Raw genomic sequence first — 15079 nt, forward strand, 5'->3', positions numbered from 1 at the left:
TACAGAGCAGACATGTATTGAATTGGCACGACAATTCCTCTACCGCAAGTTGGCCAACCATGGATGAGTGGAACTCGCATACGTTAGTGAAAGCAAACTATCTTACAGGACACCAGCTAGTGGGCGGACTCCTACCGGTTAGCGGTTCCGGCGATACAGGCCGGCTGCCCCAAACTGGATGCGTATCAGTGTACTAAAAAATCCGACGAAAACGGTAATTGACCGTGCAATTTTAGTAGCACGCCTCCCATTTTGAGTTGCTCGAATTGAACCTTTCCAGTCCGAATTGGGCAGGCGACTTGGGCAGGCGAGGTGGAAAAGAAACAAGCGTTGAGTCATTGAGCCAGGCCGATCATCCAAACAAATCGCTCAGCCGCCCATAGAACATACCGGCCATCTAAGCTTGAGATGAGGAAACGGAATTCAATCTGGATTATTTGTGACTGGGCATGAGTCGTTCGTCCGCAAGATCGAGCCGATACAAAATCTGGTTGTAATCGTAACGTGCAGTGGGAGACTTGTTGCCCGAGAATTGATGCGTGTAGGTTCCCTCGAAGTAGATAATCCGCCCTCCTTGGCGATCAAGAAAGGTGTGATGGATGGGATTGTAAAACGAGTAGTGAGGATGGCTAGCGATCTTTACAGCCCGCTGCCAAGGACCGGTGATGGCATCGCTCTCCACATACCACAATTCGCCTAACAACGAGGGAGATGATTTATGGCTCGTAAACTCGAGCGCAATCATGATGAATCGCTGACGAAACTCATTCCAGGTGATACTGGCCGTATGCAGGTGTACCGCACGACCTGTAGCGGCATCCTGCACTTGATAGCGAACCTGTTTAGAGGATATCTTGCCAGACTTAAGCAGTTTGGATTCCTCCTCCTGAGTCGTAGGGACTAACCCTGCCTGCCATCTCCAGGCTGACTGAGCCGCCTGCCATTGCAGGACTTCGTATTGGGTAGCGTCTGTAATTGAAGCAACGTTGGCCGCCACGCGCACATGGGCAAACGGACGACAGAAATAAAAGTGTTCTCCATCGGAAGTTTTTGTGCGGCAAGCATAACCATGCGGAAACGTCCACTGGTTGTCTTTGGCGGTGTCGGCAACTTTCCTAAAGTGGCCAGCGTCTGGGTCGAACTCTGCAACTCCTTGCTCATGGGCGGTTTCCAGCCCTGGCCGCCGCGAGAACCCCGCAAACAGACGCTCCCGCTGTTGCTGGTCTGTAAGTGACATCAGTCCAAACATCCACACAACGCCCGGCTTGTCTGTAGGCATCATCCGACGAAGCAACTGGGGATTTTCCTGGTTGCGAAAGTATTCAAAGGCAAAGGCCGATTCAGGGTCGATGTCGCTCGGAGTCGTGGCTGAGGTTGTATGAAAATTCCCCAGTGGATAACGGGCTTGACTCGTATCTCCCCACAGCCAGAACAACTTGCCGTTATACGCAACCGCTTGTACGGAATCTTGACCAACCACGCCAGGTTCTAGGATGTTTTCGAGGGGAATAGGAAGCCCCAGTGCCTCCAAATGATGATACTGCCCCTGTCCAGTCAGCCGCCGGATGCGCGTAGCGATATTTGACGTACTAACTTCGCAGACCGCGTATGTCCCCCGTTTGGTAACCGCTCGAAATCCAGGATAGCCAAATCCATCTTTCTCGCGTTCGATTCCGGGACCGGTGACATGCCAGAAGACTTCACAGTCCATCAGTCCTGGTTCATCCCAAGCGATCCAACCACTGTTGTCGGTTACGCAACGGATTTCATTGACGGTTCGCAGCTCGACTAAAGGCACTCCACGACCTTGCTCATCGACGACCTGAATGCCGAATCGATCCGGATGAATAGATGGCTCCTCGGCCTGGCCGGAAACTGCGATCAACAGCAGCCAAGTGATTGCCAAGCTGGGTTTATCTTTTATTTTCGCGTGATATCGCTGGTTCATGATCCCAGGCAACCGCTTAGAGCGTTTCTAGGGTTGATGTGCCCAAAATTCTTTAGTTTATAGCCGGCGTGTAGGATATATCGCAGGCATTCCTGCGCGGGAAATCGATCGACGAGCCGACCTACTGTTTTCCAAAGTCCAGGTACGGTTCGTGCCGCCTGGGAACGAAGCAGGCATTTGAATTGGCTAAACAGATTCTCGATCGAATTGTGATCGGGTGAATATGGTGATAGATAACGAACTTGAGCACCTACGACTTCAATAGCTTCCTGAACGCCCTCTATCTTGCGAGCCGATAGGTTTTGCATAACGATAATGTCCTTGGGGCGAAGCACTTTGATCAAGTGCTGTTGGACCAAGGCCAGAAAAACGTTTCCGTTGATGGGACCTGTCTTGGTTTAACGGCAAATGGAAATCTGAAGCGTAAGGCTAACTTAGAATTGAATGCATCCGTGGCGTTGAAAAAGGCATTCCGTGCTGTGGGGTTTGTCGCATTGTGGTTAAAGTTAGAAGTGAAGGGGGGACTCAGTTTAAGGAATTACTCGCTTCTAACTTCAACCCTTGCATCGGCGCCCGGGTCGCACCTCTGTGTTGCCCTATCCTCCGTGCAAGTGGATTGAATGTAACATGTAGCCTTCCATCAAGCAACTTGCTTGGGGGAACGTCGATTCAGCTCGCGTCTGGCGCGGGCTTCTTCGAGCTTGCGATCTCGTTCAGCATGGATCTCTTGGGTGAGTCCGAGCATACAATCGTAGGGAGTCACGTAGCCGATAGCGCTATGCAAATGGCAATGTTTGTAGTGATGCACGAAGTCCTTGACCATACTGGTTGCTTGTTTAAGCGTCCCTGGTTCAGCAGGTCGGATGCATTCGCGTTTGAGCGTACCATGAAATCGCTCTAGCTTCCCGTTACTTTGTGGATCGTAAGGGCTAGTGCGCACATGGCTAAGACCTGTCACGCGGATAAACTCCTTGAAGTTTTGGGCAATGAACTGTGGACCATTATCGCTGATGATTCGCGGGCGAACACCAGGATGTTTTTCCAAGGCTCGTTGCACGACGATCTCAATGTCCAATTCGGTCATCGTTGGCTGGATTTCCCAGTGAACGATATATCGACTCATGCCGTCTAGGACGGAAATCAAGCAGTAGAACGTGCCGCCAAGATTCAAGTAGGAAACATCAATATGCCAATGTTTATGGAGACTTTCTGGCTGAACGAAGCCCGTTCCTTTCTTGCTCTTGGATACCGACTTGCGATCGAGCCGGCCGGCCGCCTTGAGGAATCGATACGTTGAACTAGGGCTGACCGCCACGATGTCGTCATCGAGCATCATGAAAGTTAATCGACGATAACCTTCAAGAGGATTCTGGTCGTGATAGGCCGCGATTGAGTCCTTCTCCCATTGCTCCAGCCACCAATCTCGTGGGATTTTGCCATTGTGTTCGTTGGCTTGACCATATCAATTTTTCCACGAGTGGTATTTGCTCGTAGCCAGATCGACCCACCGCAGCAGTTGGCTAATCGGTAGCTCAGTTCGCTCGGGCCAGTACCTCATGTAATCCACGATTGCATCGCGTTTGTCATGGGGGACCCAAACACCCTTCAAAGGTCCCCATTGGCTTTTTTTGCTTTAACCTTCTCCTCCTTCAGCTCCGAGATGACCTCGTGCTTCTGCACGAGCTTGGCCTGCAAAGCGGCTATCTGCTTGTCCTTGCTATCAACCTCTTTGGCAGCAGGCCGTCCAGATGGGCGATCAAACAGTTTGTCTAACTGCTGCTTGGCCTGGTTAATCCAGTTGTGAATTTGAGAAGGTGGCACACCCGGCTCAACGGCTAGTTCGCTAACTGGTACCTTGTCGCACCAATGTCGTCTTACTGCTGCCGCTTTTAGTTCGGGTGTGTGTGTTTTCGATCTTTGCGTGTCATGGAGTCTCTGGTGGTTTTCGAATATGCTAGCCGAAAACTCGCAGGGTTTCATTTCCATTAGAGGCAAGACAATATCGATCACGGTCACCGAGCGTAGGGGCAGTCCGGTCGATATTGAACTGCTGCGACCGCGAACGTGGATCCAGCGGCATGGACTATCTGCCGGCAGCCGCTTGCCGCTGAATGTGCCCGAACTAGAAGTCGATGGCGTCGGCTTCGTGACTGCTATTGACGACTGTTCAGACATCGCCGACGGCGAAGGCAGCGTTGTAACCGGTCGCTTCATTACGCGCCAGGCCAACGATCTGGCTCGCGTCACGGTCGCTCGCCTACCACCCACCGTCCAGGAGATTATCAGCCGCAACGCGCTAGCGTCCGGTTCTCCTGACGTACTTGCCGACCTCGAGCAGCTCGCCCGCCTGGGCCTGGTCGACCTTGAAACGCTTGAAGGCACCGAGCGCCATCCGGTGTGGTCGGAGGACCAGCAAGACTGGATGCCGCTGGGACAGCTCCAACCCGGCCAAACTCTACGCGCGGCCGACGGCCCAGCCGTGGTGTTGTCCGTCACCATCCACAACCACATCGTCCCCGTCTACAATATCGAAGTCCACGGGGAGCACGTGTACCAAGTTGGTCAGTTTGGGCTGCTTGTGCATAATGCTTGCCCGCTTCCAGTTATCAACCCCTCGTTTATTCCGCTCCCCGGAATAGGAGCGAAAGCAGTATTTCCTTTCGCAAAAATGATGCGTCCAATTGCTGGTGCTTGGCCGGCGGTAATTAAGGAAGGTACGGTATATGTTCATTACATGCATATTGCTGCCAATCAGCTAGCAAATGGCGGTAGACTTGGAGCAATTTCACACAGTGGCTGGGTCTGGCTGGACGATTTGGGGAATGTTATTAAGGTGCTGTGGTAATAATGTCACAACATGAATTCGTCATAAGCAAATTTCGCCAGCTCCATGGTAAATTGCTTTATGATTACTTTTCGCAAACGATTGACGAATCAGATGTCACAGTCCCTGGCGACGAAATACAGGCACTATGCAGCAATTTCGATGAATTCGACGAAGAGCATCTTGTTTACGCGATCGAGATATGTGGAAAGTATGCAATCGCTGACACCATTACAGAGCTCGTTGAACTTCTTTCAAATTCCTCCCTGTCGGTTTGTCTGGCAGTACAAAGAGCGTTGTTTCGCGCTGATCCGTCACTCTTATCAGGGGAGCTCTGGCTGCGAATTCAAACAATTAAATCAAGGCTTCCCTTACCGCACAGAGAATCGCTTGAGTGTACCCTAAACAAAATACAGGAAAGTCACTAATTAGCTGGCTCTTGTAAACTACCCCGTAGACGAACTTAGCGACGAATATCATAGATATCCCGGAAATTCTGCACGCCGCTGGCTGACTTTTGCAGATCATATTCCCACCAAGAATCCAAAATCCTTGGGAATACGACGACTCACTGCCCGAGCCGATGCAGGCCGAGTGGTCCAAAGTATCGGTCACGGTCACCGAGCGTAAAGGCAGTCCGGTCAATATTGAACTGCTGCGACCGCGAACGTGGATCCAGCGGCATGGACTATCTGCCGGCAGTCGCTTGCCGCTGAATGTGCCCGAACTAGAGGTCGATGGCGTTGGCTTCGTAACCGCTATTGACGATTGTCCAGACATCGCCGACGGTGAAGGCAGCGTCGTAACCGGTCGCTTCATTACGCGCCAGGCCAACGATCTGGCTCGCGTCACGGTCGCTCGCCTACCACCCACCGTCCAGGAGATTATCAGCCGCAACGCGCTAGCGTCCGGTTCTACTGACGTACTTGCCGACCTCGAGCAGCTCGCCCGCCTGGGCCTGGTCGACATCGAAACGCTCGAAGGCACCGAGCGCCATCCGGTGTGGTCGGAAGACCAGCAAGACTGGATGCCGCTGGGACAGCTCCAACCCGGCCAAACTCTACGCGCGGCCGACGGCCCAGCCGTGGTGCTGTCCGTCACCATCCACAACCACCCCGTCCCCGTCTACAATATCGAAGTCCACGGCCAGCACGTGTACCAAGTTGGTCAGCATGGGCTGCTGGTGCATAATGCGTGTGAAATTATTCTGCAAAGAGGTGAATTGGCCATGGGATTTATGACGAATTCTGGCCAGATGGTTGGCAAGATGTCGAAGGCACTCATGGGCGGACATCAGGCCCTTGCAGATACAATTCCTAATGCAGCCGCATTAGCAAGATCAGGCCACGCATTTGGTTTCACCGTGGCCAAGAGCCCTAACGGAACAAAATCCGTTTTTGGAAGTGCCCAGTTTCCGCACTCTTCCGGAGTGATCCCTGAGCACCTAAAGCGAATCATACTGGGATTAGTGCAGTGACAAATGCAGGTAACGATTGTGAATGCTGGAAGATAGTTGAATCTCGCCGGCTTCACGCTGACAATCAATGGAAGGGATATGACGGTATCTCCATCTCCGAACAGCAGTTGTTGGTTTGCACGTGCTTCATAGGCGGTCAGATCTGCTCAGCACTTGCAATGTGGGAGTCCGGCGAAATATCGGCCGTGGAGGTCAGGGGTTTTATTGAGTCGACCTACGGACCAAACATAGACGCGTTCATGCAGGTTGTGAACGAGATTATACAGACGGTCAAATGTCGTCACGTAGTAGAGTGTTACAACTGTATTGCAGAGTACCGTTCTGTTTGTGGCGGGGGTGACGAAGAGCTAGGTAAGGGCCTAATGCTACTCACGTTTATAGCAATTTACCTTAGCGAATACTGGTCCGTTGAGCCGGAATCCAGGACTGCCTGCATGGTGTTTCCCGATTCGCCATTGTTTGTTGAAGCATCGTTCCTCATCCGTTGCGTCATGAAGTACGATTCAATAGGCCACTGGGTTGACGCACGGGGATTCATGAAGCAGCTTGATTATGTCGCACTTTGCCGAGAACTGCACTTACTTTATTTAAGCTAATCTCAGCATTCGTCGAAACTGTCAACTCTGTGTGAGCTTACACTGGGGTGCGGCGGAATTTTGATGCACTGCGCGCGAATGTGGGGTAGCAGCGATTTCCGGTCGATATTGAACTGCTGCGGCCGCGAGCGTGCATCCAGCGGCCTGGACTATCTGCCGGCAGTCGCTTGCCGCTGAATGTGCCCGAACTAGAAGTCGATGGCGTCGGCTTCGTGACTGCTATTGACGACTGTTCAGACATCGCCGACGGCGAAGGCAGCGTTGTAACCGGTCGCTTCATTACGCGCCAGGCCAACGATCTGGCTCGCGTCACGGTCGCTCGCCTACCACCCACCGTCCAGGAGATTATCAGCCGCAACGCGCTAGCGTCCGGTTCTCCTGACGTACTTGCCGACCTCGAGCAGCTCGCCCGCCTGGGCCTGGTCGACCTCGAAACGCTCGAAGGCACCGAGCGCCATCCGGTGTGGTCGGAGGACCAGCAAGACTGGATGCCGCTAGGACAGCTCCAGCCCGGCCAAACTCTACGCGCAGCCGACGGCCCAGCCGTGGTGCTGTCCGTCACCATCCACAACCACATCGTCCCCGTCTACAATATCGAAATCCACGGCCAGCACGTGTACCAAGTCGGCGAGCTGGGGCTGCTGGTGCATAATGCGTGCCCTGTCGATGCAGCCAAAGCACTTGCCAAAAAACTTCGACTCAACTACGACAGCCCGACAACAAAGACAATTCTTGAGAACATCGATTCCCCAGTCTCCAGTTTTGAGAGCTCATTCCGCCAAGGAAAGATTCTTCAGAAACTGCCGGGTGAGGTACTCAATATGCCGTTACACGAAGCGCTGAAGCACAGTACTATGGTACGAAAGCTACTTACGGACTTGCGGTTTGTTAAATGAAAAAAGATGCGCGATTAGTCCATGCGGCAAATTCAGTGTTGGATGCAATCGCTAATTGCCAAATGGTCGATTATTGGGATGCAGATGAGTGCGCAACAGGTCTAGTCAACTCACATGGCACGCGAATGGTATATATCTCGGTGTACGGTCAATCGGACTCGGACATTGAGTTCGTCTGCGAGGAAATAGGTGGAAGCGAACCGACAGTAAGTTCAACAGGTACTGTAAACTCGACTGACAAACTAATTGATGTCTGCAGACGTTTCTTGCATGACGGAGTCGAGAATAGCGACACCTAGATGAGAAAAGGGCGAGAAGCCAAGCGGCGTGATCGGTAAACTGAAAGGCATGCTTAGTCAGCGAATCTACGTTGGACCAAATCTCTGATTAAGATAGCGCAATGTTGAACTTGGCAGGATATGCTGTTGTCGGAATAGCGTTAGTGATCGCGCTGCTGAACTTCTACCTAAGCTTCGGGGACAGTATTGTACAGAGATTGCTGAATCAGCCTCAGCGCCATATCAGCGGACTTCCGGGCATTGGGACGGCTTTACTTGTGTTGGGTAGCATTTGCTTGCTTGGTAGCGGTGCACTGCCGTATCTAATCGCAACACAATTACTCCTTGATACCGGCGGAGTGCTATGGTTGGCAATCGTACTATCGTGGAACTATTGTGTCAGCGGCAGTCGATAGGGCTGGAATCGCAAGCTGATGCACCGCGATTTCCGGGGACATTGAACTTAGGCCGGCCGCGAGCTTGAATCGAGCAGCACGGGCTATCTGCCGGCAGCCGCTTGCCGCTGAATGTGCCCGAACTAGAGGTTGATGGCGTCGGCTTCGTGACCGCTATTGACGATTGTCCAGACATTGCCGACGGTGAAGGCAGCGTCGTAACCGGTCGCTTCATTACGCGCCAGGCCAACGATCTAGCCCGCGTCACGGTCGCTCGCCTACCACCCACCGTCCAGGAGATTCTCAGCCGCAACGCGCTTGCGTCCGATACTCTTGATTTACTTGCCGACCTCGAGCAGCTCGCCCGCCTGGGCCTGGTCGACATCGAAACGCTCGAAGGCACCCAGCGCCATCCGGTGTGGTCGGAAGACCAGCAAGACTGGATGCCGCTGGGACAACTCCAGCCCAGCCAAACTCTCCGCGCCGCCGGTGGCCCAGCCGTGGTGCTGTCCGTCACCATCCACAACCACCCCATCTCGCATTACCAGAATCTCGGTCGTGGGTTCCTTCAGAATTGGACTGTCCAATCTCAACAAATCCTGAAGAATGCTGGAATTGGGGTCCGCTCTGCATGGTATGTATGCCACACACCGACAGTGATCAACCTTCAGCATGACGATTAACGCAAGCGACTCAACCGAAGTCCTGCAACTACTGGCCAATCTGGTCAGGATCAACAGCGTCAATCCAAATTACGCCGATGGCACACCGGAGTTGGCCTGCGCACAATTTGTCGAATCGCACTTGGCAAAACAGGGCATCCAAGTTTGGCGACAAGAAGTGTTTTCAGATCGACCAAACGTGCTGGCCCGGTTGCCTGGCCAGAACACGAATCGACGTATCGTCTTCGAAGCTCACCTGGATACTGTCTCAACGCAGGGAATGACTATCCCGCCACTGGAGCCGACGATTCGCGATGGCAAGCTGTATGGGCGCGGTGCGTGTGACACCAAAGCTGGACTAGCGGCGATGATACAGGCTGTGATCGACTTGCATCGTCAGGGCATCCAGCCACCTTGTGACATTTTGCTGGCCGCCACGATCGACGAAGAGTATTCCTATCGTGGCGTGCTAGCACTGTGCGATGGCATGGAAGCTCGCACCTGTGATCAGCCGCCCATCGGCACCCCGCTGGAGGCTGCGCTGGCGGTGGTCGCGGAACCCACCGAACTGCGTTTGGTTGTGGCCAGCAAAGGCGTGCTGCGCTGGAAGATCGAGACCATTGGACAGGCAGCGCATTCATCTAAACCGCACTTGGGGCGCAATGCCATCGTCGCCATGTCGCGCGTCATCGAAGCGCTTCAAGCTGATGCGCCTCAACTGACGGCCACTGAGCATCCCCTGCTGGGCAGCCCAACGCTGAACATAGGTGTCATTCAGGGCGGCGTACAAGTCAATTTTGTGCCCGACCGCTGCACGATCGAAATTGATCGCCGACTAATTCCCGGCGAGACTTGGCAAACCGTCTATCAGTACTACCAAGCCATCATGGATAAGCTGTTGGCGTCTGATCCGGCGCTGGGCATTGTGATGCAGCCACCCATGCTCACCGACTGGCCGCTGGACTGCCCAGTAGATCATCCCATGGTAGGACAATTGAGTAGCTTGCTTGAGTCGCTGCGGTTAGACGGTCAGCCGCTGGGAGTGCCCTTCGGCAGCGACGCCAGCAAGCTGGCTCGACTAGAAATTCCCAGTGTCATCCTGGGTCCAGGCAGTATCGACCAAGCCCATGCGGCTGTCGAATTTGTCGATTGCCAACAAGTCATTCAGGCCGTCGACGTCTACCGCCAAATCATGCTGCGCATCGTCTAGACACTCAATCATGTGGCAGTTTATTTCTACTCGGCAAACTGATGATGAGATGATGAATTGCGGTGCCAATACAAAAGCAAAATTAGCTCTGGAACTGGGATGCAGATCGTGAAGAACCAGTTGCTGGCAGGTCGAATGGCGAATGCTTAGCGCTCTGCCAGTCGCTGTCTGACTATACTGGGTTACAATGTCTGGCAGCCTAACTCAGGACACTTGCCATAAGATGACAACACGCGGGATTTTCAACATGCACCCTGTCTGCCTGTCGAGGTTGTTACGCATCACTAAACTTTTTCCTCGTGTCAAGACGCTGATTGCTGTACTGCTTTTTGTTGACTTGCTGTGCATCGCACCGACGTTAGCTCAGGTGAAGCCGTTAGCGGCGGACAGGATCGATGCGATCATTGCGAATTATATGGACCAGTATGGCGTTCCCGGCATGTCGGTGGCTGTGTCTCACCGAAACGAACTGGTCTATTCCAAGGGCTTTGGTCTGGCAGATGTCGAACACGCAGTTCAGGCGACTGAATCAACGCGATACCGCACAGCCTCTATTGCCAAACCGATGACGGCTACTCTGGTGCTGTCACTGGTGGAAGAGGGCAAGCTAAATCTGGATCAACCAGTTCAATCCTATGTGCCAGAGTACCCGGAAAAGCAATGGCCGGTCACCAGCCGTCAGTTGCTCGGTCATGTGGGTGGTGTACGTCATTACAAATCGACTGCCGAATCTTCATCGACAACGCATTTCTTTAACTTGAAGTCCGCTCTCAGCACCTTTGCTGATGATCCGCTCTTGGCACCTCCCGGCACAAAGTACCGTTATTCCTCGTTCGGCTACAACTTGTTGGGTTCGGTCGCCGAAGGTGCTGGCCAGTCGGACTTCATGACCTTGCTGAAAGAGCATGTACTCGATCCGGCTGGCATGACACACACGCTGGCGGACGATTCTTTTGCCGTAATTCCTGGGCGTGCAAGGGGTTATTTTCGAGCAACTAAATCGGTGCTGACGACGCTGCCGGATGGCCACACCTTTGTCGAAGGTGAACTCTATAACTCATCTCTGCACGACACGAGCGCTAAAGTTCCCGGCGGGGGACTGTTATCGACAGCCCCGGATCTTGTGAGATTTGCAACCGCCTTGAATCAAGAAAAGCTACTCAGCAAAACCACACTATCTGAGATGTGGACTCAACAGAAGCTGGCCGATGGCTCGTCAACCGATTATGGACTCGGTTGGAGTGTCGGTCGCAAATCGGGTCGACGAGCCATCTGGCACGGCGGCGCACAGTCTGGGACATCGACGACTCTGTTGCTCTACCCTGACAGCGGCATCTGTGTGGCCATCATGAGCAACCTGCAGCGATTGAGCCTGATGAGCATGGCCGTGGCCATTGCCGATACGGTTGATTCGTCAGAACTTGACTACTCGCCTGCCATTGAAAAGCTGAAATCCGCCGTGCGCTACGAGATCGAGCACAAACAGCTGCCTGCCTTGTCGATTTCGCTGGTCGATCAGGATCGAGTAGTATGGGCTGACGGATTCGGTTTTCAGGACGCTGAGAAAAAGGTCCCCGCGACTGCGGATACGGTTTACCGAGTCGGATCGGTATCCAAGCTGTTCACGGATATTGCTGTACTACAGCTGGTTGAAGAGGGGCAGCTGGACCTCGACGCCCCCATACAGCAATACCTGCCTGACTTCCAGCCGCAGAATTCGTATGACGTGGCGGTGACTCTGCGTCAATTGATGTCACACCGCTCCGGGTTGGTTCGTGAATCTCCCGTTGGCCATTACTTCGATCCTGATGAGCCTACGCTGGCTGCGACGGTCGCCAGTCTCAATAAGACTTCGTTGGTATATCAACCTGGCACGAGAACCAAGTACTCCAACGCGGCGATTGCGGTCGTGGGAGCGATTCTGGAAAACCGGCTCGGCGTTTCCCATCCCGATCGTGTGCAGCAGGCGATACTCGAACCGCTGGAAATGCACAGCAGCAGCTTTGTGGTGACGCCCACGATCGAAACAAAGCTGGCACTCGGCTGGATGCGGACCTACGACGGGCGTCGATTTGCAGCCCCGAATTTTCTTTTGGGTACCGGACCAGCAGGCAATCTGTATTCCAGTGTGCTCGATCTATCGAAGTTCACTTCCTGTTTGTTTCGAGACGGCCGCACCCAAAGTGGCAGAATGCTCACTCCAGATTCACTCCAGTTGATGATGACGCCCATCCTGGATGCCGCTGGACAGCCCCAGGGATTTGGCCTCGGCTTTCATGTGCAGCAACTTGACGGTTACACCAAGATCGGACACGGTGGTGCAGTGTATGGTTACTCGACGCAACTCGAAGCTCTACCGGATCGAAAGCTTGGGGTCGTGGCTGCTGCGTCCCTGGATGTCGCAAATGGTGTTGTCGGACGTCTGGTCGATTACGCCCTGCGGCTGATGATAGCCACTCAGGATGGCCAACCACTGCCCAGCTATCGAATGACCATCCCTATGCCGCCCGAGCGGGTCCCTGATTTTGTGGGAAGCTATCGTGCAGTCGATGGCGATCAGACGACGAAGATTTCAGAACTGCACGGCAAAGTTTACATGCAACGCGGATCGTACCGACACGAACTCCGGACGGCCGCCGATGACGGATCGATCATCACCGACGATGAAATTGGCTTTAACACTCGGGTCGAACGCCAATCCGAAAACCTTTTGCTGGTTGGTGAAACAACCTATGAGCGATTGCCTGACGAATCACCGGCAGACATTCCTGATCGCTGGCGAGGTTTGATTGGAGAATACGGTTGGGACCATAATGTCCTATACATCTTGGAAGATGCTGGCCGGCTGTACGCGCTAATCGAATGGTTCTTCTACTATCCGCTGAAGGAGGTCAGCGACAATCGCTTTGAATTCCCGAACTACGGTTTATATCACGGTGAGGGATTGACTTTTACACGGGATAAGCAGGGCAAGGCAATCGAGGTTAACGCTGCAGAAGTTATCTTTGCTCGCCGCGAAGTAGGCACACAAGAGGGTCAGGCATTCAAGATCGCACCGCTCACAGCGATTGAGACACTGCGCAAGGAAGCTCAGGTCGCCGTGCCACCGCAGGAATTCGGTGAATTCCTGGACACCGAGCTGGTGGAACTGGTCACTCTCGATCCGACCCTGAAGCTCGATATTCGCTATGCGACCAACAACAACTTTACCGGAGCTGTAATCTACAAGCAGCCCAAGGCGTTCCTGCAGCGACCTGCGGCGGAAGCGACGGCTCGCGCCAATGCCAAGTTAAAACCGCTGGGGCTTGGCCTAATGATCCATGACGCCTACCGTCCGTGGCATGTTACAAAAATGTTTTGGGACGCGACACCCGATGATCTCAAGCATTTTGTAGCCAACCCAGCCAGCGGCTCGCGCCATAATCGAGGCTGCGCGGTAGATTTGACCCTCTTCGAACTCGCCTCAGGCAAACCCATTCCCATGGTTGCCGGATACGATGAATTCTCACCACGATCCTTCCCACAGTATCCTGGTGGAACCTCCCGCCAACGCTGGTACCGAGACCTGTTGCGACGTACGATGGAATCGGAAGGATTTACGGTCTACGAATTCGAATGGTGGCACTTTGATTACCGGGACTGGAAGAAGTACCGCCTGCAGAATGCCACGTTCGAGCAATTAACCGATTGATCGATCCGATATCTGGTCATTCGAAGTGGTCCTCAACAAGGCATGGTTTGACTCGCGCCGTTACTCGATTCGCACAATACGAGTACGATCCGAGGGAGGAGCACGATTACGAAGCATCAATCTAAAGGAGATTCCATTCATGCACATCCTCCAGCGCCGCCAGTTTCATCGTCGCTGCCTGACGAGTGTCGCGGCCATCGGCGGTTTTTGTTCTGTCACTGAACGGCTTCAGCCTGTCGCTCGAGTGCTCGCAGCCGCCGAAGACAAACCGGCTGGCTGGATTGACGCGCATGTGCATGTATGGACGCCAGACACTATAAAATATCCGCTGGACAAGGCGTTTAAGCTTGCCGATATGCAGCCGCCCAGCTTTACACCCGCCCAGCTGTTGGCACATTGCCAGCCGGCTGGCGTCGATCGCATCGTGCTGATTCAAATGAGCTTCTATGGACTCGACCATCGCTACCTGTTCGACTGCTTGCGCGAGCATCCGGGCCGCTTTTCGGCGGTGGCGTTGATTGACCATCGAGCCCATGATGTGGCCGACCAGGCGCGAATGCTGGTCCAGCAAGGTGCGCGCGGCTTTCGGCTGCATTCGCTAGGGGATGCTGATCACTGGCCCACTAGCGATTCGATGCGGCAATTGTGGGGGGCGGCAGCCGAAGACGGCTTTGCCATTTGCCCACTGATCAATCCTCAGGATATTCATGTAGTGGACAAGCTATGCAGCCAGTTCCCCGATACGACAGTGGTCATCGATCACTTTGCACGTATCGGCGTGAGTGGCCAAGTTGAACAAGACAGACTCTCTGAGCTGTGCCGACTGGCGCGGTTCCCCAAGGTGCATGTCAAGACCTCCGCCTTTTACGCGCTGGGGCACAAACAGGCGCCCTATCGCGACCTGTTGCCAATGATTCGACGTGTGCTGGATGCATTTGCACCGGAAAGACTGATGTGGGCGACCGATTGTCCGTATCAGGTACAAGGACAGCATACCTATCAAGCATCACTGGATCTGATATTGAAGGAAGCTGATTTTTTGTCGGCCAGCGATCGGCGCTGGCTGCTGCGCGATACGGCGTTCAAAGTCTTCTTTAGTTGA

General features: G+C 53.7%; 12 protein-coding genes. 8 read left to right on the forward strand and 4 right to left on the reverse strand.

Going from position 1 to position 15079, the window contains the following annotated elements; genetic code table 11:
• Positions 1 to 433: 433 nt before the first annotated feature.
• From KF752_05240 to KF752_05255, 4 genes are all read right to left on the reverse strand, one after another.
• On the reverse strand, positions 434 to 1948 hold the full coding sequence (locus tag KF752_05240) for a hypothetical protein (GenBank protein MBX3420946.1): 1515 nt from the start codon (positions 1946 to 1948) through the stop codon (positions 434 to 436).
• Positions 1945 to 2307 carry a transposase gene (locus KF752_05245; GenBank protein MBX3420947.1) on the reverse strand — a complete coding sequence of 121 codons (363 nt, stop codon included), beginning with the start codon at positions 2305 to 2307 and terminating at the stop codon, positions 1945 to 1947. Before KF752_05245 ends, KF752_05240 begins: the two co-directional genes overlap by 4 nt.
• A 281-nt stretch (positions 2308 to 2588) precedes the next feature.
• Complete coding sequence (locus tag KF752_05250; GenBank protein ID MBX3420948.1) at positions 2589 to 3284, reverse strand: transposase family protein; 696 nt, start codon at positions 3282 to 3284, stop codon at positions 2589 to 2591.
• Between the two features lie 269 nt (positions 3285 to 3553).
• Positions 3554 to 3934: a transposase gene (locus KF752_05255; GenBank protein MBX3420949.1), complete on the reverse strand. Its 381-nt coding sequence runs from the start codon at positions 3932 to 3934 to the stop codon at positions 3554 to 3556.
• On the opposite strand from KF752_05255, the gene KF752_05260 reads away from it, so the two are divergent.
• The 8 genes from KF752_05260 to KF752_05295 all read left to right on the forward strand — a co-directional run bounded on the left by KF752_05260 (position 3900) and on the right by KF752_05295 (position 15079).
• On the forward strand, positions 3900 to 4793 hold the full coding sequence (locus KF752_05260) for a hypothetical protein (GenBank protein ID MBX3420950.1): 894 nt from the start codon (positions 3900 to 3902) through the stop codon (positions 4791 to 4793). The genes KF752_05255 and KF752_05260 overlap by 35 nt on opposite strands.
• A 2-nt stretch (positions 4794 to 4795) precedes the next feature.
• On the forward strand, positions 4796 to 5200 hold the full coding sequence (locus KF752_05265) for a hypothetical protein (GenBank protein MBX3420951.1): 405 nt from the start codon (positions 4796 to 4798) through the stop codon (positions 5198 to 5200).
• Between the two features lie 155 nt (positions 5201 to 5355).
• A complete protein-coding gene (locus tag KF752_05270) occupies positions 5356 to 6249 on the forward strand; it encodes a hypothetical protein (GenBank protein MBX3420952.1) in 894 nt (297 codons plus the stop codon).
• 808 nt (positions 6250 to 7057) lie between these two features.
• Positions 7058 to 7741 (forward strand): hypothetical protein, encoded by a 684-nt coding sequence (locus KF752_05275; protein ID MBX3420953.1) that lies wholly within the window; start codon positions 7058 to 7060, stop codon positions 7739 to 7741.
• 840 nt (positions 7742 to 8581) lie between these two features.
• Complete coding sequence (locus KF752_05280) at positions 8582 to 9097, forward strand: hypothetical protein (protein MBX3420954.1); 516 nt, start codon at positions 8582 to 8584, stop codon at positions 9095 to 9097.
• Positions 9087 to 10286, forward strand: a complete 1200-nt coding sequence (locus KF752_05285) for a M20 family metallopeptidase (protein ID MBX3420955.1) — start codon at positions 9087 to 9089, stop codon at positions 10284 to 10286. The genes KF752_05280 and KF752_05285 overlap by 11 nt, the downstream gene beginning before the upstream one ends.
• A 247-nt stretch (positions 10287 to 10533) precedes the next feature.
• On the forward strand, positions 10534 to 13977 hold the full coding sequence (locus tag KF752_05290; protein MBX3420956.1) for a serine hydrolase: 3444 nt from the start codon (positions 10534 to 10536) through the stop codon (positions 13975 to 13977).
• 139 nt (positions 13978 to 14116) lie between these two features.
• Complete coding sequence (locus KF752_05295) at positions 14117 to 15079, forward strand: amidohydrolase (protein MBX3420957.1); 963 nt, start codon at positions 14117 to 14119, stop codon at positions 15077 to 15079.

The organism is Pirellulaceae bacterium (genome assembly GCA_019636385.1).
Lineage (GTDB): Bacteria > Planctomycetota > Planctomycetia > Pirellulales > Pirellulaceae > Aureliella.

What these genes read in the sequence shown, in the direction of transcription:
- KF752_05240 (MBX3420946.1), bottom strand. Translation starts at nt 1,948, where the DNA reads ATGAACCAGCGATATCACGCGAAAATAAAAGATAAACCCAGCTTGGCA.
- KF752_05250 (MBX3420948.1), bottom strand. Translation starts at nt 3,284, where the DNA reads ATGATGCTCGATGACGACATCGTGGCGGTCAGCCCTAGTTCAACGTAT.
- KF752_05260 (MBX3420950.1), top strand. Translation starts at nt 3,900, where the DNA reads ATGCTAGCCGAAAACTCGCAGGGTTTCATTTCCATTAGAGGCAAGACA.
- KF752_05255 (MBX3420949.1), bottom strand. Translation starts at nt 3,934, where the DNA reads ATGGAAATGAAACCCTGCGAGTTTTCGGCTAGCATATTCGAAAACCAC.
- KF752_05265 (MBX3420951.1), top strand. Translation starts at nt 4,796, where the DNA reads ATGTCACAACATGAATTCGTCATAAGCAAATTTCGCCAGCTCCATGGT.
- KF752_05270 (MBX3420952.1), top strand. Translation starts at nt 5,356, where the DNA reads ATGCAGGCCGAGTGGTCCAAAGTATCGGTCACGGTCACCGAGCGTAAA.
- KF752_05285 (MBX3420955.1), top strand. Translation starts at nt 9,087, where the DNA reads ATGACGATTAACGCAAGCGACTCAACCGAAGTCCTGCAACTACTGGCC.
- KF752_05290 (MBX3420956.1), top strand. Translation starts at nt 10,534, where the DNA reads ATGCACCCTGTCTGCCTGTCGAGGTTGTTACGCATCACTAAACTTTTT.
- KF752_05295 (MBX3420957.1), top strand. Translation starts at nt 14,117, where the DNA reads ATGCACATCCTCCAGCGCCGCCAGTTTCATCGTCGCTGCCTGACGAGT.